The organism is Burkholderia puraquae (assembly GCF_002099195.1).
Taxonomy (GTDB): Bacteria; Pseudomonadota; Gammaproteobacteria; order Burkholderiales; family Burkholderiaceae; genus Burkholderia; species Burkholderia puraquae.
The window spans coordinates 1-19,061 of the sequence record NZ_NBYX01000020.1 but is presented as its reverse complement, the minus strand read 5'-3'; the positions used below and the strand labels follow the sequence as shown (position 1 = coordinate 19,061).

Annotated in this window: 18 protein-coding genes; 15 read left to right on the top strand and 3 right to left on the bottom strand. The window is 66.1% G+C overall.

All coding sequences use genetic code 11. The annotated features are described in order from the left end of the window. Positions 1-34: 34 nt before the first annotated feature. The 4 genes from B7G54_RS29345 (at position 35) to B7G54_RS29330 (ending at position 3,554) form a co-directional block, all read left to right on the top strand. Positions 35-589 carry an LPS-assembly lipoprotein LptE gene (locus B7G54_RS29345; protein WP_085042215.1) on the top strand — a complete coding sequence of 185 codons (555 nt, stop codon included), beginning with the start codon at positions 35-37 and terminating at the stop codon, positions 587-589. 18 nt (positions 590-607) lie between these two features. Beyond that, on the top strand, positions 608-1,702 hold the full coding sequence (gene holA / locus B7G54_RS29340; protein WP_085042214.1) for a DNA polymerase III subunit delta: 1,095 nt from the start codon (positions 608-610) through the stop codon (positions 1,700-1,702). Positions 1,703-1,840: 138 nt separating this feature from the next. After that, positions 1,841-3,112, top strand: a complete 1,272-nt coding sequence (locus B7G54_RS29335; protein WP_085042213.1) for a glutamate-5-semialdehyde dehydrogenase — start codon at positions 1,841-1,843, stop codon at positions 3,110-3,112. Positions 3,113-3,131: 19 nt separating this feature from the next. After that, the gene (locus tag B7G54_RS29330; RefSeq protein ID WP_089483427.1) at positions 3,132-3,554 is read left to right on the top strand and encodes a CopD family protein; all 423 of its coding nucleotides are present in this window, start codon (positions 3,132-3,134) and stop codon (positions 3,552-3,554) included. A 98-nt stretch (positions 3,555-3,652) separates the two neighbouring features. Here the strand turns inward: B7G54_RS29330 and B7G54_RS29325 are convergent, their stop codons facing one another. After that, positions 3,653-4,501: a MurR/RpiR family transcriptional regulator gene (locus B7G54_RS29325; RefSeq protein ID WP_085042212.1), complete on the bottom strand. Its 849-nt coding sequence runs from the start codon at positions 4,499-4,501 to the stop codon at positions 3,653-3,655. 282 nt (positions 4,502-4,783) lie between these two features. Here B7G54_RS29325 and edd point away from each other — a divergent pair, with 282 nt between their 5' ends. From edd to B7G54_RS29300, 4 genes are all read left to right on the top strand, one after another. Further along, positions 4,784-6,640 (top strand): phosphogluconate dehydratase, encoded by a 1,857-nt coding sequence (edd, locus tag B7G54_RS29320; protein ID WP_085042211.1) that lies wholly within the window; start codon positions 4,784-4,786, stop codon positions 6,638-6,640. Positions 6,641-6,659: 19 nt separating this feature from the next. Beyond that, positions 6,660-7,286, top strand: a complete 627-nt coding sequence (eda, locus tag B7G54_RS29315) for a bifunctional 4-hydroxy-2-oxoglutarate aldolase/2-dehydro-3-deoxy-phosphogluconate aldolase (RefSeq protein WP_011350938.1) — start codon at positions 6,660-6,662, stop codon at positions 7,284-7,286. A gap of 221 nt (positions 7,287-7,507) precedes the next feature. Next, positions 7,508-8,869: a GntP family permease gene (locus B7G54_RS29305; RefSeq protein ID WP_085042210.1), complete on the top strand. Its 1,362-nt coding sequence runs from the start codon at positions 7,508-7,510 to the stop codon at positions 8,867-8,869. Between the two features lie 13 nt (positions 8,870-8,882). Continuing rightward, positions 8,883-9,386: a gluconokinase gene (locus tag B7G54_RS29300; protein WP_085042209.1), complete on the top strand. Its 504-nt coding sequence runs from the start codon at positions 8,883-8,885 to the stop codon at positions 9,384-9,386. 80 nt (positions 9,387-9,466) lie between these two features. Here B7G54_RS29300 and B7G54_RS29295 read toward each other — a convergent pair whose 3' ends face one another. Then, positions 9,467-10,114 (bottom strand): TetR/AcrR family transcriptional regulator, encoded by a 648-nt coding sequence (locus B7G54_RS29295; protein WP_085042208.1) that lies wholly within the window; start codon positions 10,112-10,114, stop codon positions 9,467-9,469. 277 nt (positions 10,115-10,391) lie between these two features. Here B7G54_RS29295 and B7G54_RS29290 point away from each other — a divergent pair, with 277 nt between their 5' ends. Beyond that, positions 10,392-11,813, top strand: a complete 1,422-nt coding sequence (locus B7G54_RS29290; protein WP_085042207.1) for an NAD(P)/FAD-dependent oxidoreductase — start codon at positions 10,392-10,394, stop codon at positions 11,811-11,813. 76 nt (positions 11,814-11,889) lie between these two features. Here B7G54_RS29290 and purB read toward each other — a convergent pair whose 3' ends face one another. Continuing rightward, positions 11,890-13,278 (bottom strand): adenylosuccinate lyase, encoded by a 1,389-nt coding sequence (gene purB, locus B7G54_RS29285; protein ID WP_085042206.1) that lies wholly within the window; start codon positions 13,276-13,278, stop codon positions 11,890-11,892. 231 nt (positions 13,279-13,509) lie between these two features. Here purB and B7G54_RS29280 point away from each other — a divergent pair, with 231 nt between their 5' ends. The 6 genes from B7G54_RS29280 to B7G54_RS29255 form a co-directional block, all read left to right on the top strand. Continuing rightward, positions 13,510-14,463: a LysR substrate-binding domain-containing protein gene (locus B7G54_RS29280; protein WP_085042205.1), complete on the top strand. Its 954-nt coding sequence runs from the start codon at positions 13,510-13,512 to the stop codon at positions 14,461-14,463. Positions 14,464-14,740: 277 nt separating this feature from the next. Then, on the top strand, positions 14,741-16,027 hold the full coding sequence (locus B7G54_RS29275) for a Glu/Leu/Phe/Val family dehydrogenase (protein ID WP_085042204.1): 1,287 nt from the start codon (positions 14,741-14,743) through the stop codon (positions 16,025-16,027). A 218-nt stretch (positions 16,028-16,245) separates the two neighbouring features. Beyond that, entirely contained in the window at positions 16,246-17,139 is an 894-nt protein-coding gene (locus B7G54_RS29270; RefSeq protein ID WP_085042304.1) for a glutamate/aspartate ABC transporter substrate-binding protein, read from the top strand. Between the two features lie 84 nt (positions 17,140-17,223). After that, a complete protein-coding gene (locus tag B7G54_RS29265) occupies positions 17,224-17,964 on the top strand; it encodes an amino acid ABC transporter permease (protein WP_027788374.1) in 741 nt (246 codons plus the stop codon). Next, positions 17,964-18,641: a glutamate/aspartate ABC transporter permease GltK gene (gltK, locus tag B7G54_RS29260; protein ID WP_085042203.1), complete on the top strand. Its 678-nt coding sequence runs from the start codon at positions 17,964-17,966 to the stop codon at positions 18,639-18,641. Before B7G54_RS29265 ends, gltK begins: the two co-directional genes overlap by 1 nt. Then, positions 18,638-19,061: ATP-binding cassette domain-containing protein (locus tag B7G54_RS29255; RefSeq protein WP_133059231.1), on the top strand; the 424-nt coding region annotated here is incomplete at its 3' end. The genes gltK and B7G54_RS29255, both read left to right, overlap by 4 nt.

Below are 19,061 nucleotides of genomic sequence, written 5' to 3'. Positions count from 1 at the left end.
CGCGGGCCGTCGGACGTACCCAGAAGGAGCGAAGGTGATCCGCAGATCGTTTTTGATGCTCGCCGTCGGCAGCGCGGTCGCGCTGTCGGCATGCGGCTTCCAGTTGCGCGGCCAGCAGGACTACGCGTTCAAGCACCTGCTGGTGGCCGGCGCGCCGGCGCCCGTCGAGGCGCGCCTCGTGCGCCTCGTCGAGGCCGGCAGCGATACGAAGATCGTCAAGTCGGCGGACGACGCCGACGCCGTGCTGCGCATGTGGGAGTCGCGCGGGCAGAACACGCTGACGCTCAACAAGTACGGCTCGGCGCAGGAATATGCGCTGTTCTACACGTTGAACTACACGCTCACGAGCAAGGACGGCACCGTGCTGATCCCGCCGAGCGCAATCGCGTTGAACCGTGCGATGACGTACAGCGACCAGTACACGAACGCGAAGGCGCAGGAAGCCGACATCCTGTACGGCGACATGCAGAACGACGCGGTCGACCAGCTGATGCGGCGTCTCGCGATCGTCCACTCGCTGACGCCGGCGCCGGAAGACGTGGTGCCGGGCGTTGCACCGCGTGCGCCGCTGCCGCCGCCGCCGCTCTGATCGACGGCGCACGTATCGATGCAACTGCGACTTGATGCGCTGGAGCCGCACCTCGCGAAGGGGTTGGCCGGGCTCTATACCGTCTACGGCGACGAGCCGCTGCTCGCGCAGGAAGCGTGCGACCGCATTCGTGCGGCCGCGCGCGCGGCCGGCTTCACCGAACGTTCGGTGCATACGGTCGAGCGCGGCTTCGACTGGAGCGTGCTGCTCGGCGCAACCCAGGCGATGTCGCTGTTCGGCGAGCGTCAGCTGATCGAGCTGCGCATTCCGTCGGGCAAGCCCGGCAAGGAAGGCGCCGATGCGCTGAAGACGCTCGCGGCCACGCCCAATCCCGACGCGCTGATGCTCGTCACGTTGCCGCGTCTCGATGCGGCCACGCAGAAATCCGCGTGGTTTACCGCGCTGCAGAACGGCGGCGTCGCGCTGAAGATCGATCCGGTCGACCGCGCGCAGTTGCCGAACTGGATCGGCCAGCGTCTCGCGATGCAGGGCCAGCGCGCCGCACCCGGCGACGACGGGCGGCGCGCGCTGCAGTTCATCGCCGAGCGCGTCGAGGGCAACCTGCTCGCCGCGCACCAGGAAATCCAGAAGCTCGGGCTGCTGTATCCGCAAGGCGCGCTGTCGTTCGAGCAGGTGCACGACGCGGTGCTGAACGTCGCGCGTTACGACGTCTTCAAGCTGAACGAAGCGATGCTCGCCGGCGATGCCGCACGGCTCGCGCGGATGATCGACGGGCTGAAGGGCGAGGGCGAGGCGATCGTGCTCGTGATGTGGGCCGTCGTCGAAGAGTTGCGCACGCTGCTGCGGATCAAGCGCGGCACGACCGCCGGCAAGCCGCTCGCGACGCTGCTGCGCGAGAACCGCGTATGGGGGCCGCGCGAGCGGCTGATCGGCCCCGCGCTGAACCGCGTATCGGAAGCCGTGCTCGAGAAGGCGCTCGCGTTTGCCGCGAAGCTCGACCGGCAGGTCAAGGGGCTCACGGCCGTCGCGCCGGGCCGCCGCACGCAGGACGAACCGCCGCCCGATCCATGGGACGGCCTGTTCCAGCTCGCGATGACGGTGGCCGGTGCCCGCGGCGAACGACCGCCGCCCGCGGGTCGCGTGCGACGCTAAGTCCCGTGCGGGTCTTCAGCGCGCGCTGCGCAACCCGCTTACAATGTTTCGATGGCTGGCGCGGCTTTCCGGCCGCCGCCGCCCACGCTTCCCCACGAATTCATGCCGCCCAGCGCGGCGCGCTTCTCGAGTCACACGATGGATATCGATCAGTACATGACCGACCTGGGCCGTCGCGCCCGGCACGCTTCCCGCGCGATGGCGCGCGCCAGCACGGCCGCGAAGAACGCGGCGCTCGACGCCGTGGCTCGCGCGATCGAACGCGACGCGCAGGTGCTGAAGGACGCGAATGCACGCGATGTCGCCCGTGCCCGCGAAAAGGGGCTCGATGCGGCGTTCGTCGATCGCCTGACGCTGTCGGACAAGGCGCTGACGACGATGGTCGAAGGCTTGCGTCAGGTGGCGTCGCTGGCCGATCCGATCGGCGAGATCGGCAACCTCAAGTACCGCCCGAGCGGTATCCAGGTGGGCCAGATGCGTGTGCCGCTCGGCGTGATCGGCATCATCTACGAATCGCGCCCGAACGTGACGATCGACGCGGCTGCGCTATGCCTGAAGTCGGGCAACGCGACGATCCTGCGCGGCGGCTCCGAAGCGCTCGAATCGAACGCGGCGCTCGCGAAGCTGATCGGTGAAGGGCTTGAAGCAGCCGGCCTGCCGCAGGATGCGGTGCAGGTCGTCGCGACGGCCGATCGCGCGGCGGTCGGCAAGCTGATCACGATGACCGAGTTCGTCGACGTGATCGTGCCGCGCGGCGGCAAGAGCCTGATCGAGCGCCTGATCAACGAGGCGCGCGTGCCGATGATCAAGCACCTCGATGGCATCTGCCACGTGTACGTCGACGATCGCGCCGATCTCGCGAAGGCGCTGACCGTGTGCGACAACGCGAAGACGCACCGCTACGGCACCTGCAACACGATGGAGACGCTGCTCGTTTCGAGTGGTGTCGCGGCGAAATTGCTGCCGCCGCTCGGCAAGCTGTATCGCGACAAGCAGGTCGAACTGCGCGTCGATGCGGCCGCGCGCGCGGTGCTCGCCGATGCGGGCGTCGGCCCGCTCGTCGAAGCTACCGAGGAAGACTGGCACACCGAGTATCTCGCGCCGGTGCTCGCGATCAAGGTCGTCGACGGCCTCGACGCCGCGATCGAGCACATCAACCATTACGGCTCGCACCACACGGATGCGATCGTCACCGAGGATCACGACCGCGCGATGCGGTTCCTGCGCGAGGTCGATTCGGCGAGCGTGATGGTCAACGCGTCGACCCGTTTTGCGGACGGCTTCGAATTCGGCCTCGGCGCGGAAATCGGCATCTCGAACGACAAGCTGCACGCACGCGGCCCCGTCGGCCTGGAAGGGCTGACGTCGCTGAAGTACGTCGTGCTCGGGCACGGCGAAGGCCGCCAGTAAAAAGCGAGGCACACAACCGATGGCGATGCTCTGGGTCAAGACGTTCCATATCGTACTGATCGCCGCGTGGTTCGCGGGGCTGTTCTACCTGCCGCGTATCTACGTGAACCTGGCCATGGAAACCGATCCGGCCGCCGTGCGGCGCCTGCTGCTGATGGCACGCAAGCTGTTCCGCTTCATGACGATGATCGCGGTGCCGGCGCTCGCCTGCGGCCTGTGGCTCTGGCTGTCGATCGGCATCGGGCAGGGGCAGGGCTGGATCCACGCGAAAGTGACGGTCGTGCTGCTGCTCATCATCTATCACGCGTACTGCGGGCACCTGTTGCGCGTGTTCGAGCGCGGCGAGAACCGCCGCACCGACAAGTGGTACCGCGTGTTCAACGAGCTGCCGGTGCTCGGCATGCTCGCGGCGGTTGCGCTGGTCGTGATCAAGCCGTTCTGAGTGGCATGGCCGGCGAAGTTGCCGGCGCCGCCTGATGCGCAACGGCGCCCCGCGGGGCGCCGTTCGTCGTTTACGCGCGGGGTCGGCGCGGTGCCTGCTCAATCCTTCGCGCCGTCGTCGATCCGGCGGCGCGTGATCGCCTCCTTCGCGCGGCCGACCCGTTCCATCAGCGCGGGGCCGCGCGACAGCGCGACACCGACCGCGAGGATGTCGCCGATCGCGAGATGCGACATTCGCGACGTCATCGGCGAGAACACGTCCGTTTCCTCCGCCACGTTCGACGCGAGACTCACCGTCGCGAGCTTCGCGAGCGGCGAATGGCTCTGCGTGATCGCGACGACTTTCGCGCCGCATGCGAGCGCGGAGCGCGCGGCATCGACGATGTCGCGCGTGCGGCCGGTGTTCGAGATCGCGACGACGACGTCGTGCGGCCCGAGCAGCGCCGACGACATCGAGAACGTGTGCGGATCCGAATACGCGACGCTCGGCACGCCGAGCCGGAAGAACTTGTGCTGGATGTCCTGCGCGGCGATGCCCGAGCCGCCGGCGCCGTAGAACTCGATCCGCGATGCGTTCGACAGCAGCGCGATCGCATCGGCGACGCTGCCCGCCGACAGGCTGTTGCGCACCTCGATCAGTGCGCCGATCGTGCGGTCGAACACCTTGCCGATGATGCCGGGCGCCGGTTCGTTGGGCTCGACGTCGCGATAGACCGACGACACGCCCGGCGCGATGCTCTGCGCGAGCCGGATCTTGAACTCGCGAAAGCCGCTGCAGCCGAGCGCCTGGCAGAAGCGCGCGATCGTCGGCTGGCTGACGCCCGCGCGCGTCGACAGCTCGGTCATCGCGAGGTCGAGCACCTCGCGCGGTGCGGCGAGGATGTAGTCGGCGAGCTTGCGCTCGGAGGGGCGCAACTCGGTGCGGATCGCTTCAATGCGGGGCAGCATGGGACGGCAGGCAGAAATCGGGTTCGGATGAGCGAGTGTATCGCAATCAAATTGTAGAAAATCTACAAGAAAATACTAGCGCCGGTGTGGGGCTTTCGCCGAGAAGAATTAGGGTTTTCACTAGGTATCGCCTTACTGGTAGCGGGAATGAGGGTTGCGGGTCGATGAATCCGCATTGCATGCTTGTAGTTTTTCTACTAGACTGGCTTCGTTCTGTCGACGCGTTCGACCGTCCCCACGATTCCAACCGCCGGTGTCGGCCGGCATACAGGAGCGCCCAGCATGACGTCGCTGCACCCCACTCTGGCGAAGGTCACCGAACGCGTGATCGCCCGCAGCCAATCGACCCGTTCCGCCTATCTGCAGCGCATCGACGGCGCGCAGGGCAAGTTCCCTGCACGCGGCGCGCTGTCGTGCGCGAACCTCGCGCACGGTTTCGCGGGCCTCGAGGGCAATGACAAGTTCTCGATCAAGGCGATCCGCGAGCCGAACATCGGCATCGTGTCCTCGTACAACGAGATGCTGTCCGCGCATGCGCCGTACAAGGATTTCCCCGAGATCATCAAGGCGGCCGCGCGCGAGAACGGCGGTGTCGCGCAGTTCGCGGGCGGCGTGCCGGCGATGTGCGACGGCGTCACGCAGGGCAACCCGGGGATGGAGCTGTCGCTGTTCTCGCGCGAGGCGATCGCGATGGGCACGGCGATCGCGCTCACGCACAACATGTTCGACGCGGCGCTCTGCCTCGGCATCTGCGACAAGATCGTGCCGGGTCTGCTGATCGGCGCGCTGCAGTTCGGCCACCTGCCGACGATCTTCGTGCCGGCCGGCCCGATGACGAGCGGCCTGTCGAACGACGACAAGGCGAAGATCCGCCAGCAGTTCGCGACCGGCCAGGTTGGCCGCGACGCGCTGCTCGAAGCCGAATCGGCCGCGTATCACGGCCACGGCACCTGTACGTTCTACGGCACCGCGAACAGCAACCAGATGCTGATGGAGCTGATGGGGCTGCACCTGCCTGGCTCCGCATTCGTTCATCCGCACACGCCGCTGCGCACCGCGCTGACGGCCGAGGCGGCGCGCCGCGTGCTCGACCTGACCGTCGAGCGCGGCCACTACACGCCGATCGGCCATGTGATCGACGAGAAGGCGATCGTCAACGGGATCGTCGCGCTCCTCGCGACGGGCGGCTCGACCAACCACACGCTGCACCTCGTCGCGATCGCACGCGCGGCCGGCATCCTGATCGACTGGAACGACTTCGACGAGCTGTCGGCCGTCGTGCCGCTGCTCGCGAAAATCTACCCGAACGGCAAGGCCGACGTGAACCATTTCCACGCGGCAGGCGGTGTTGCCTTCCTGGTGCGCAACCTGCTCGAAGGCGGGCTGCTGCACGAGGACGTGACGACGGTCGCCGGCAAGGGCCTGTCGCACTACACGAAGGAGCCGAAGCTGATCGACGGCAAGCTCACGTGGGTCGACGGCGCGGCCGAGAGCCACGACACGAAGGTGCTGCGCGGCATTCGCGAGCCGTTCCAGCCGGACGGCGGCCTGCGCCTGATGCAGGGCCGCCTCGGCCGCGGCGTGATCAAGATTTCGGCGGTCGCGCCTGAGCACCGCAAGGTGACCGCGCCGGCGATCGTGTTCGATTCGCAGGAAGCCGTGCAGGCAGCGTTCGATCGCGGCGAGCTGAAGCGCGACTTCGTCGCGGTGGTGCGCTTCCAGGGCGCGCGCGCGAACGGCATGCCTGAGTTGCACCGTTTGACGCCGCTGCTCGGCGTGCTGCAGGATCAGGGCTTCCACGTCGCGCTCGTCACCGACGGCCGCATGTCGGGCGCGTCGGGCAAGGTGCCGGCGGTGATCCACGTGTCGCCGGAGGCGCTGCTGGCCGGCCCGCTCGGCAAGGTGAAGACGGGCGATACGCTCGTGATCGACGCGGAAGCCGGCGTGCTCGACATCGAGGTCGACGCCGCCGAGTGGCAGGCGCGCCCGGTCGCGCAGCCGCTGCACCAGGCCGAGAACGAGGTCGGTTTCGGGCGTGAACTGTTCGGCGTGTTCCGCGCGGCCGCCGCGCCGGCCGAGCAGGGCGCATCGGTTTTCGGCGCGTTGGTCGGCGAAACGGCCGCCCACGTCGCCGCATGAATTTCAAGGAGCCAATTCAATGAAGACGATTGCTGAAATCGTGAAGCTGGGCCCGGTCATCCCGGTGCTCGCATTCGACTCGGTCGAGCAGGGCGAACACGTGTCGCGCGCGTTGCACGCGGGCGGCGTGAAGGTGCTCGAGATCACGCTGCGCACGCCGGCCGGCCTGGAGGCGATCCAGCGTGCGAGCCAGCTCGCGGACGACATCGTCGTCGGCGTCGGCACGATCACGAAGCCAGAGCATTGCGAGCAGGCGAAGCGCGCGGGCGCGAAGTTCGGCGTGTCGCCGGGCCTGACGAAAGAGCTGCACCTCGCGTCGCTCGACGCGGGCCTGCCGCTCCTGCCGGGCGTGATGACGCCGAGCGACATCATCCAGGCGCTCGAATTCGGCTACGAGATCGTGAAGTTCTTCCCCGCGCAGCAGGCGGGCGGCGTGCCGATGCTGCAGGCGTTCCACGGCCCGTTCCCGGCGCTGAAGTTCTGCCCGACCGGCGGCATCACGGTCGAAACCGCGCCGAATTTCCTGAAACTGCCGAACGTCGTGTGCGTCGGCGGCTCGTGGCTCACGCCGAAAGCCGCGCTCGCCGCGCAGGACTGGGCCGAAGTCACGCGCCTCGCGCAAGCCGCGAGCCAGCTTCCCCGTTAAGACTTGTACGGAATGACGGTTTGACCCTCGGAAAGCAGGCGCTTAGTGCTTGTTTTACCGAGGGTTTTTGCTGATGGAACCGGTTCTATCCGCGGGCCGTAAAGATAAGTAAAATTCAGCGTCCTGACGGGGTGGGTACCCCCCCGTGTTTCGGAGACCTGCATAGCCGGGCATACTCGCAACAACTCGCCCGGTTCGAACAATTCAAGGAGGAGTGCCACATGGGGGCTGTCCAAGGCAGCATGCTGCTCGTATTCACGCTGATCGCGATTGCCGCGCTGATCCTGATGATCGCGCGCTACAAGATCTACCCGTTCCTGGTGCTGATCATCGTTTCGCTCGGCCTCGGCCTCGTCGTCGGCATGCCGATGGACAAGATCGTCAAGTCGTTCGAGACGGGCACCGGCGGCACGCTCGGCCACATCGCGATCGTCGTCGGCCTTGGCACGATGCTCGGCAAGATGATGGCCGAATCGGGCGGCGCCGAACGGATCGCGACCACGCTGATCGACTGGTTCGGTGAAAAGAACATCCACTGGGCGATGATGTTCGTCGCGATCATCGTCGGTCTGCCGGTGTTCTTCGAAGTCGGCTTCGTGCTGCTGATCCCGATCGCGTTCAACGTCGCGAAGCGCACCGGCAAGTCGCTGCTCGTCGTCGGCCTGCCGATGGTGGCCGGCCTGTCCGTCGTGCACGGGCTGATCCCGCCGCACCCGGCCGCGCTGCTGGCCGTGCAGCAATACGGCGCCGATATCGGCAAGACGATCGCGTTCGGCCTGATCGTCGGCGTGCCGACCGCGATCATCGCGGGCCCGCTGTTCGCGCTGACGATCTCGAAGTTCGTGAAGCTGCCGGACAACAACCCGCTCGCCGCACAGTTCGTCGATACGCACGCGGATGGCCGCAAGCGCGAACTGCCGAGCTTCGGCATCACGCTGTTCACGATCCTGCTGCCCGTCGTGCTGATGCTCGTCGGCAGCTGGGCCGACCTGCTGTTCACGCCGAAGTCGCTGCCGAACAACCTGCTGCGCTTCGCCGGCAACTCGGACGTCGCGCTGCTGATCGCCGTGCTCGTGAGCTTCTTCACGTTCGGCAAGCTGCAGGGCTTCAACCGCGACCAGATCCAGAAGTTCTGCGGCGAGTGTCTGGCGCCGATCGCCGGCATCACGCTGATCGTCGGCGCGGGCGGCGGCTTCGGCGGCGTCCTGCGTGACAGCGGGATTTCGCAGCAGATCGTCGAGACCGCGAAGCATGCGCACCTGTCGCCGCTGCTGCTCGGCTGGTTCGTCGCCGCGCTGATGCGTCTCGCGACGGGTTCGGCGACGGTCGCGATGACGACGGCCTGCGGCATCGTCGCGCCGATCGCGGCGGCGTCCGGCGCGGCGGTCAGCCCGGAACTGCTGGTGCTCGCCACGGGCTCGGGCTCGCTGATCTTCTCGCACGTGAACGACGGCGGCTTCTGGCTGATCAAGGAATACTTCGGGATGACGGTCGGTCAGACGTTCAAGACCTGGTCGTTGCTCGAAACGATCATCTCGGTGCTCGGCCTCGGCTTTACACTGCTGCTGAGCATGGTTCTGTAACAAGGGGTAGGTAATGATTCTGATCGCAATGGGCGTGTCGGGCGCGGGCAAGTCGCGAATCGGCGAAATGCTGGCGGAACGCCTGTCGTGCAGCTATACCGATGGCGACGCGTTTCACAGCGCGGCGAACAAGGAAAAGATGCACCACGGCATTCCGCTGACCGACGACGACCGCTGGCCGTGGCTGCGCACGATCCGCGCGGCCATCGAGGAAAAGCAGCGTGCCGGCGAGACGGCCGTGTTCACGTGCTCGTCGCTGAAGCGGTCGTACCGCGACGTGCTGCGCGGCACCGACACCGATGTGCGGTTCGTGTATCTGAAGGGTTCGTTCGAGGTGTTGCACGAGCGCCTGAAGAGCCGCACCGGCCATTTCTTCGATCCGTCGCTGCTGAAGAGCCAGCTCGACACGCTCGAGGAGCCGGGCCCGGACGAAGCGATCGAGGTCAGCATCGAGCTGACGCCCGAGCAGATCGTCGATCAGGTCATGGTGAAGATCGGCCTCGCGCAGCAGCACTGAGCGCGGTTCGCGGCAATCGTCATGCAAAAGGCGCCCCTCGGGGCGCCTTTTTCGTTGGTGGAGGGCGGCCCGCGGGCGGGTCAGGCCGCGGGCGCCTGCTTCGCGATGCCGTCGAGCAGCACGTCGAGCATCGTGTCGTGCACGGCCGACGGATCGAGCTGCGCATAGAGCGGGGCGGCCGCCTTGACGAGCGGATGCGCGGCGTCCGACAGTGCTTCCATTTCCGCAAGCTCGACGTCGTTCGCGGCGCGCGTGAGGCCACCCGCTTCGGCGGCGGCAAGCCCGATCACGCTTGCATACCAGCCGACGCACACCGACGGCAGCGATGCGCTCGGGATGCCGGCATCGGCCAGCGCGCGATGCACGGCTTCGATGTGCGCGAGATCGGCGGGCCCCGTGCTCATGTGCCGCTGCAGCAGCGCGAACGCGGCCGGGTAGCGCAGCGCGAGCGCGCGGTACTGGCGGGCAAGGTCGCGCAGCCGTTCGCGCCACGGCAGCGCGGCGTCGACCGGCACGAGCGAGCGCGACAGCGCGTTCGCGATCGCGCGGCTCAGGCCTTCCTTCGACTTGAAGTGGTACAGCACGCTCATCGGGTCGCAGCCGATCGACTGCGCGAGCTTGCGCACGCTGAACGCGGCTTCGCCGACGTCTTCGAGCAGCGCGAGCGCGGCCGCGACGATCGCGTCCTTGTCGAGGCCGCGCGGGCCCTGGGCGGGTTTGTCTTTCATCGATGCGAGCCGGCTTGCCGGTGCGGCGCCGGCTGTAAACTTGACGAAAGCTTATTCTACACTGTAGAATTATTTCTGCGGTGTAGAAATTGGGTGTCCCGGCACCTTTCAATACGTGCTTTCGCACAGTCCGGGATCCAGGCGGCACGAGCGTGCCTGCCGTCAACACGGGCTATCGCGCCCCTTTATCTCGTTGACACCCATGTGGAACCGGCTGCCCCACCCGCGAAGCCAGAAGGCTATTCGACAGGCGGCCCAAGACCATGCAAGTGCAATCATGACTTTCAACAATCCACCCCTGATCCAGGGGGAATCGCGTTTCGAGCAAACGCAACTGAACATCGAAAAGGACAACTGGAACTGGTGCGACCCGGCCCGCTACGACGGCGAGCGCCCGGCGAACTGGTACGAGGCGTCGCTGTCGCGTCACGCGAACAGCGCGCCGCTTGCGCACGACGCCGTATGCGACGTGCTCGTGATCGGCGCGGGCCTGCTCGGCGCGTCGGCCGCGCTGCATCTCGCCGAGGCGGGCGTCGACACGATCCTCGTCGACAAGCACCACGTCGGCTCGGCCGCGTCGGGCCGCAACGGCGGGCAGCTCACGCCCGGCCTCGCGCGCTGGGAAGCCGCCGACATGATCGACCACCTGCCGCACGACGACGCGAAGCGGCTGTGGCGCTTCGCATCGGCCGAATCGATGGACCTGATCGATGCGATCGGCGCGCGTTACGCGCTCGAGCTCGACCGCAAGCGCGGCCACATTACGGCGGCGGTCCATCCGGGCCACATGAGCGCGCTGCTGGACGGCGCGGATGCGCGCCGCCATCTCGGCGACGCGGGCGTGACGCTCGTCGGCCGCCATCAGCTGCACGACGAATACGTGCGCTCGGGGCTGTATCACGGCGCGGCGATCGATGCGATCGGCGGGCAGATCCATCCGCTCGCGCTGGTGCGCGGCCTCGTGCACGGCTTCCGGCTGAACGGCGGCGCGCTGTTCGAGGGCACCGAGGTGCTCGAACTCGACGAGACGCCGGCGGGCGTCGTCGCGACGACGCCGGGCGGCACGATCACCGCGCGCAAGGGGGTCGTGCTCGCGCTGCACAACACGACGTTCCGGCTGCTCGACGACGGCACGGCGACCACGGTGCCGTTCTTCACGTACGTGAGCGTGACGGCGCCGCTCGACGTCGATGTCGCGACGCTGATGCCGGCCGGCATGCCCGTGTACGACACGCAGTTCCAGATCGACTACTACCGGCCGGTGCGCGGCAACCGGTTGCTGTTCGGCGGGCAGGGTACCGGCAGCTGCTGGGCGCAGCCCGACGTCAACGCGTATCTGCTGACGCGGCTGAACACGGTGTTTCCGCAGGCCGACGGCAGCTTCGCGCTCGACTACTGCTGGAGCGGCGTCAGCGACTTCACGCTGAACGGCGCGACCGACAGCCGCAAGACCGACGGCCGCGTGCCGATGTACATGGTGCAGGGCTGGAGCGGCCACGGCGTCGCGCAGACGGTGCGGATCGGCAAGGCGATCTGCGACGATTTCGTCGGCCGCAACGACGATTTCTCGATGCTGACCGGCATCGACCATCGTGCGATTCCGCTCGGCCGTCAGTTGTCGCCGATCGCGATTCCCGCTGCGAAGGCCGCGATGAGCGTGATGAGCGCGCTCAACCCGGGGCGGATGATCTCGTTCTGACGGACTGCGGCAGGCAATGAAAAAGCCCGATGCGATCGCTCGCATCGGGCTTTTCTACGTGCGGAGACGGCGGCGCTTACGCGATCCGCTTCGCGAGCTCGACGGCCTTGCCGATGTACGACGCAGGCGTCATCGCGAGCAGGCGGTCCTTCGCATCTTGCGGGATCGCGAGCGTACCGACGAATTCCTGCAGCGCTTCGCGCGTGATGCCCTTGCCGCGCGTCAGTTCCTTCAACTGCTCGTACGGGTTCTCGATGCCGTAGCGGCGCATTACCGTCTGCACCGGCTCAGCGAGCACTTCCCAGCAGTTGTCGAGGTCTTCGTTCAGGCGCTGCGGGTTCACTTCGAGCTTGTCGAGGCCGCGGATCAGCGAGTCGTACGCGAGCAGCGAGTAGCCGAGCGCGACACCCATGTTGCGCAGCACCGTCGAGTCGGTCAGGTCGCGCTGCCAGCGCGACACCGGCAGCTTGTCGGCGAGATGGCGCAGCGTCGCGTTCGCGAGGCCGAGGTTGCCTTCCGAATTCTCGAAGTCGATCGGGTTGACCTTGTGCGGCATCGTCGACGAGCCGATTTCACCGGCCTTCGTCTTCTGCTTGAAGTAGCCGACCGAGATATAGCCCCACACGTCGCGGTCGAGGTCGAGCAGGATCGTGTTCGCGCGCGCCACGGCGTCGAACAGCTCGGCCATGTAGTCGTGCGGCTCGATCTGGATCGTGTACGGGTTGAACGTGAGCTTCAGGCGGTTCTCGATCACGTCGCGCGAAAACGCTTCCCAGTCGAATTCCGGATACGCCGAAAGATGCGCGTTGAAGTTGCCGACCGCACCGTTCATCTTGCCGAGGATCTCGACCTTCTCGATGCGCGTGATTGCACGGGCGAGGCGGGCCGCGACGTTCGCGAGTTCCTTGCCGAGCGTCGTCGGGCTGGCCGGCTGGCCGTGCGTGCGCGACAGCATCGGCTGCTCGGCGTGCGCGTGCGAGAGTGCGACGAGGCGCTGGTAGACCGTGCGCAGCGCCGGCAGGATCACGTGCTCGCGCGCGCCGGCGAGCATCATCCCGTGCGACGTGTTGTTGATGTCTTCCGACGTGCACGCGAAGTGGATGAATTCGCTGGCCTTTTCGAGTTCTTCCTGGCCCTTGACCGATTCCTTCAGCCAGTATTCGACGGCCTTCACGTCGTGGTTCGTCACGCGCTCGATTTCCTTGATGCGGGCGGCATCGTGCGCGGTGAAGCGCTCGGCGAGCTGCAGCAGGAACTGTTCGGACGCATCGGAGAAGCGCGGGACTTCCGCGAAGCCGGCGCGCGACAGCGCGATCAGCCAGTGCACCTCGACGGTGACGCGGTGGCGCATGAAGGCGGCTTCGGAGAGCCAGTCGCGCAGCGCTTCGGTCTTGCTGGCGTAGCGGCCGTCGATGGGCGAGAGCGCGGTGAGGGCGAAAAGCGTATCGGGACGAGTGTCGGACATGATCGGGCGGGCCTTGGGGCCGGGTCGAGCGAGGGGAGGGAGAATCCGGCATTTTACCATTGGCGCGGGACGATCCCGGTCGCGCGCGGCCGGCAGGCGCCAGCGCGTGCGGAAGCCGCGCCGCCACCCGTCCGCGGCAGGGCGCCGAGCCGCTCGCCGCGCCGCCGGTGGGGCCCGCCCGCCGGTAGAATGCAGGCTTCCTCCCGACCGCCGCCCGCCGCGCCCGCCTGCATGGAACTGAAATGGCTCGAAGACTTCGTTTCGCTCGCGGAAACGCGCAGCTTTAGCCGGTCCGCCGAGCTGCGGCACGTGTCGCAGCCGGCGTTTTCGCGGCGCATCCAGGCGCTCGAGGCATGGCTCGCGACCGAACTGATCGATCGTTCGGTCTATCCGACACGGCTCACGCAGGCCGGGCAGATCTTCTACGAACAGGCGCTGACGATGCTGTCGCAGGCGCACGAGGCGCGCACGCTGCTGCGCGGCCATGTCGGCGCGCCGGTGCCGACGATCGAGTTCGCGGTGCCGCACACGCTGTCGCTCACGTATTTCCCGCGCTGGCTGCAGCGGATCGAGGCGAAGATGGGCCAGGTCCACACGCGGCTGCGCGCGCTGAACGTGCACGATGCGGTGCTGTCGCTCGTCGAGGGCGGCTGCGATCTCGTGATGGGCTACCACCACCCGAGCCATCCGGTCGCGCTCGACCCGGCGCGCTACGACATGCTGATCCTCGGCAGCGAGCCGATCAGCCCGTTCTCGGCGCCGGGCCGCACCGGGCGGCCGCGCTATACGCTGCCCGGCACGGCCGACGCGCGCGTGCCGTACCTGTCATATACGCCGAACGCGTATCTCGGCCGGATGACGGAGGTCATTGTCGCGAACGCGCCGACGCGGCTGTTCCTCGATCGCGTCTATGAAACCGACATGGCCGAAGGGTTGAAGGCGATGGCGCTCGCGGGTCACGGCATCGCGTTCCTGCCGCACAGTGCGGTCGAGGATGCGGTCGCGGGCGGCCGCCTGCTCCGGCTCGACCGGTCGGTGCGTGGCGGCGCGTACCCGTTCACGCTGACGATGGAAATCCGGCTGTACTGCGACAAGCTCGCGCTGCAGGGCGACGATCCGCGGCAGAAGCTCGTGCGTGCGCTGTGGGACGTCGTGCGCGACGAACTGCGCGAAACCGCAGGTTAACCGTGGGCGGTTAACCGTCGAGCGGCCGGGCCGGCCGGCTGTCGTCGAGCTTGCGGCACCTGTCGGCCGGCTGTCCGGCGGCTGTCCCGCACCCGGGAAACACGATTTTTCACGCACCCGATGCACGACCGATCGCGTGCGTTCTTGCGCAAATCGACCGCAGATTTGCGAAAAATCGCGGTCATGCAAGAAACGCATAATCGAATAAGCAAACGGCATTGGATAAAAAAAACGGGTTTTTCGACAATGTGCGCACCTGTTGACCGTTGGAGCATCCATGTCTTCGCAATTGCAGTCCATCCCGTCCTACCTGCACGCCGACGATCTCGGCCCGTGGGGCAACTACCTTCAGCAAGTCGATCGCGTCGCGCCGTACCTCGGCTCGCTGTCGCGCTGGCTCGAAACGCTGAAGCGCCCGAAGCGCATCCTGATCGTCGACTGCCCCATCGAGCTCGACAACGGCACCGTCGCGCACTTCGAAGGCTATCGCGTGCAGCACAACGTGTCGCGCGGCCCCGGCAAGGGCGGCGTGCGCTACCACCAGGACGTGACGCTGTCGGAAGTGATGGCACTGTCCGCATGGATGTCGGTCAAGAACGCAGCCGTGAACGTGCCGTACGGCGGCGCGAAGGGCGGTATCCGCGTCGACCCGCGCAAGCTGTCGCGTGGTGAGCTCGAGCGCGTGACGCGCCGCTACACCAGCGAAATCGGCATCATCATCGGCCCGAACACCGATATTCCGGCGCCGGACGTCAACACCAACGAACAGGTGATGGCGTGGATGATGGACACGTACTCGATGAACCAGGGCCAGACGTCGACCGGCGTCGTGACCGGCAAGCCGATCGCGCTCGGCGGTTCGCTCGGCCGCAAGGAAGCAACGGGCCGCGGCGTGTTCGTCGTCGGCTGCGAAGCGGCGAAGAAGAAGGGCCTCGAGATCGAAGGCGCACGCATCGCCGTGCAGGGCTTCGGCAACGTCGGCGGCATCGCGGCGAAGCTGTTCCAGGAAGCGGGTTCGAAGGTGATCGCGGTGCAGGATCACACGGGCACGATCTACCAGCCGGCCGGCCTCGATTCGAACAAGCTGCTCGACCACGTTGCCCGCACGGGCGGCGTCGCGGGCTTCGAAGGCGCGGAGCCGATGCCGAACGACGAGTTCTGGACGGTCGAAACCGATATCCTGATCCCGGCGGCACTGGAAAACCAGATCACCGAGAAGAACGCAGCGAAGATCCGCACGAAGATCATCGTCGAAGGCGCGAACGGCCCGACGACGACGGCGGCCGACGACATCCTGACCGCGAACGGCGTGCTCGTGATCCCCGACGTGATCGCGAATGCGGGCGGCGTGACCGTGTCGTACTTCGAATGGGTGCAGGATTTCTCGAGCTTCTTCTGGACGGAAGACGAGATCAACCATCGTCTCGAACGCGTGATGCGCGAAGCGTTCTCCGGCGTGTGGGCGGTCGCGGAAGAGCACAAGGTGTCGGTGCGCACGGCAGCGTTCATCGTTGCGTGCAAGCGCATCCTGATGGCGCGCGAAATGCGTGGCCTCTACCCCTGATCGTTGACTATGATCAATTCATGACGCAATCCACCCGATTGCGGATATGAACCCTCGCGGGCGATGCCGGATCCGGCATCGCCCGCGCGCGCATTCGGGCGCCCGGAGCCGGGAGGAAGGCTTCGCACGGGGCGATTCGTAGTGCGGTAAACAACCAGTACTTTCAAAAATATTACTTTGATACACTGGCGCGGGTTTTAGCCAAGGAGATGACCAAAATGAAATACCACAAGGCAGTCCTGATGGTCGCGGCGCTTTGCGCGTTCGCAAGCGGCGCGCACGCTCAGGAGACGGGCACGCTGAAGAAGATCAAGGACACGGGCGTGATCGCGCTGGGCCATCGCGAATCGTCGATTCCGTTCTCCTACTATGACCAGAACCAGCAGGTGGTCGGCTATTCGCGCGAATTCCAGCTGAAGGTGGTCGACGCGGTGAAGAAGAAGCTGAACCTGCCGAACCTGCAGGTGAAGAACATCCCCGTCACGTCGCAGAACCGCATTCCGCTGGTGCAGAACGGCACGGTCGATATCGAGTGCGGCTCGACGACCAACAACACCGAACGCCAGCAGCAGGCTGCGTTCTCCGACACGATCTTCGTGATCGGCACGCGCCTGATGACGAAGAAGGATTCGGGCGTCAAGGATTTCGCCGACCTGAAGGGCAAGACGGTCGTGACCACTGCCGGCACGACGTCGGAGCGCCTGCTGCGCAAGATGAACAACGACAAGCAGCTCGGCATGAACATCATCAGCGCGAAGGATCACGGCGATTCCTTCAATACGCTGGAATCGGGCCGCGCGGTCGCGTTCATGATGGATGACGCGCTGCTCGCGGGCGAGCGTGCGAAGGCGAAGCAGCCGGGCGAGTGGGTGATCGTCGGCACGCCGCAATCGGAAGAAGCCTACGGCTGCATGATGCGCAAGGGCGACGCCGACTTCAAGAAGGTCGTCGACGATGCGATCTCGCAGGTCGAGAAGTCGGGCGAAGCCGCGAAGATCTACGCGAAGTGGTTCGAGAACCCGATCCCGCCGAAGGGGCTGAACCTGAACTTCCCGCTGTCCGATTCGATGAAGAAGCTGTACGCGAACCCGAACGACAAGGCGCTCGACTGACCGCACGGCCGTTGATGCAGAAATGACGCTAATGAGACGGAAGAGGCCACGCTTCTTCCGTCTCTTTTTGCTGGAGTCTTGCCCATGTCTTACCACTGGAACTGGGGCATCTTCCTGAGCCCCGTGTCGACCGGCGAGCCGACGACTTATTTCGGATGGCTGATGTCCGGCTTCTGGGTGACGATCGAAGTGTCGCTCGTCGCCTGGGTCATCGCGCTGATCGTCGGTTCGCTGTTCGGCGTGCTGCGCACCGTGCCGAACAAATGGCTGTCCGCGATCGGCACCGTGTACGTGTCGATCTTCCGGAACATTCCGCTGATCGTGCAGTTCTTCGTCTGGTATCTCGTGATACCCGAACTGCTGCCTGCGTCGATCGGCACCTGGATCAAGCAGTTGCCGCCCACCACGCAGTTCTTTACCGCGTCGATCATCTGTCTCGGCCTGTTCACGGGCGCGCGCGTGTGCGAACAGGTGCGCTCGGGGATCAACGCGCTGCCGAAGGGCCAGCGCGCGGCCGGCCTCGCGATGGGTTTCACGCAATGGCAGACGTATCGCTACGTGCTGCTGCCCGTCGCGTACCGGATCATCGTGCCGCCGCTTACGTCGGAATTCCTGAACATCTTCAAGAACTCCGCCGTCGCGTCGACGATCGGCCTGCTCGACCTGTCCGCGCAGGCGCGCCAGCTCGTCGACTACACCGCGCAGACCTATGAATCGTTCATCGCGGTGACGCTCGCGTACGTGATCATCAACCTCGTCGTGATGGCGTTCATGCGCTGGATCGAAGGCCGTACGCGGCTGCCCGGCTATATCGGAGGCAAGTGATGCATCAGTTCGACTGGAGTAGTATTCCCGGCGCGCTGCCGACGCTGTGGACGGGGGCGATCGTCACGTTCAAGATCACGCTGATCGCGATCGTGGTCGGCATCGTCTGGGGCACGCTGCTGGCGCTGCTGCGGCTGTCCGGCGTGAAGCCGCTCGCGTGGTTCGCGAAAGCGTACGTGACGGTGTTCCGCTCGATTCCGCTCGTGATGGTGCTGCTGTGGTTCTTCCTGATCGTGCCGCAGCTGCTGCAGGGCGTGCTCGGGTTGTCGCCGACGATCGACATCCGCCTCGCGTCGGCGATGGTCGCGTTCTCGCTGTTCGAAGCCGCGTATTATTCCGAGATCATCCGCGCCGGCATCCAGGCGGTGCCGCGCGGGCAGGTGAATGCCGCGTTCGCGCTCGGCATGAACTACGCGCAGGCGATGCGCCTCGTGATCCTGCCGCAGGCGTTTCGCGCGATGATCCCGCTGCTGCTCACGCAGGCGATCGTCCTGTTCCAGGATACGTCGCTCGTGTACGTGATCAGTCTCGCGGACTTCTTCCGCACGGCGGCCAACGTCGGCGATCGCGACGGCACGACCGTCGAGATGGTCCTGTTCGCCGGCGCATGTTATTTCGTGATTTGCTCGTTGGCGTCTGCTCTCGTCAAGGGTCTCCAGAAAAAGGTCACAAGATGATTTCCATCAAGAACGTTTCGAAGTGGTACGGCCAGTTTCAGGTCCTCTCCGACTGCACGACCGAGGTCAAGAAAGGCGAAGTGGTCGTCGTGTGCGGCCCGTCGGGCTCGGGCAAGTCGACGCTGATCAAGACCGTGAACGGCCTCGAGCCGTTCCAGCAGGGCGAGATCCTCGTGAACGGCCAGTCGGTCGGCGACAAGAAGACGAACCTGTCGAAGCTGCGCTCGAAGGTCGGGATGGTGTTCCAGCATTTCGAGCTGTTCCCGCACCTGTCGATCACCGAGAACCTGACGCTCGCGCAGGTCAAGGTGCTCGGCCGCGGCAAGGACGAGGCGAACGACAAGGGCATGAAGCTGCTCGATCGCGTCGGCCTGAAGGCGCATGCGCACAAGTTCCCGGGCCAGTTGTCGGGCGGCCAGC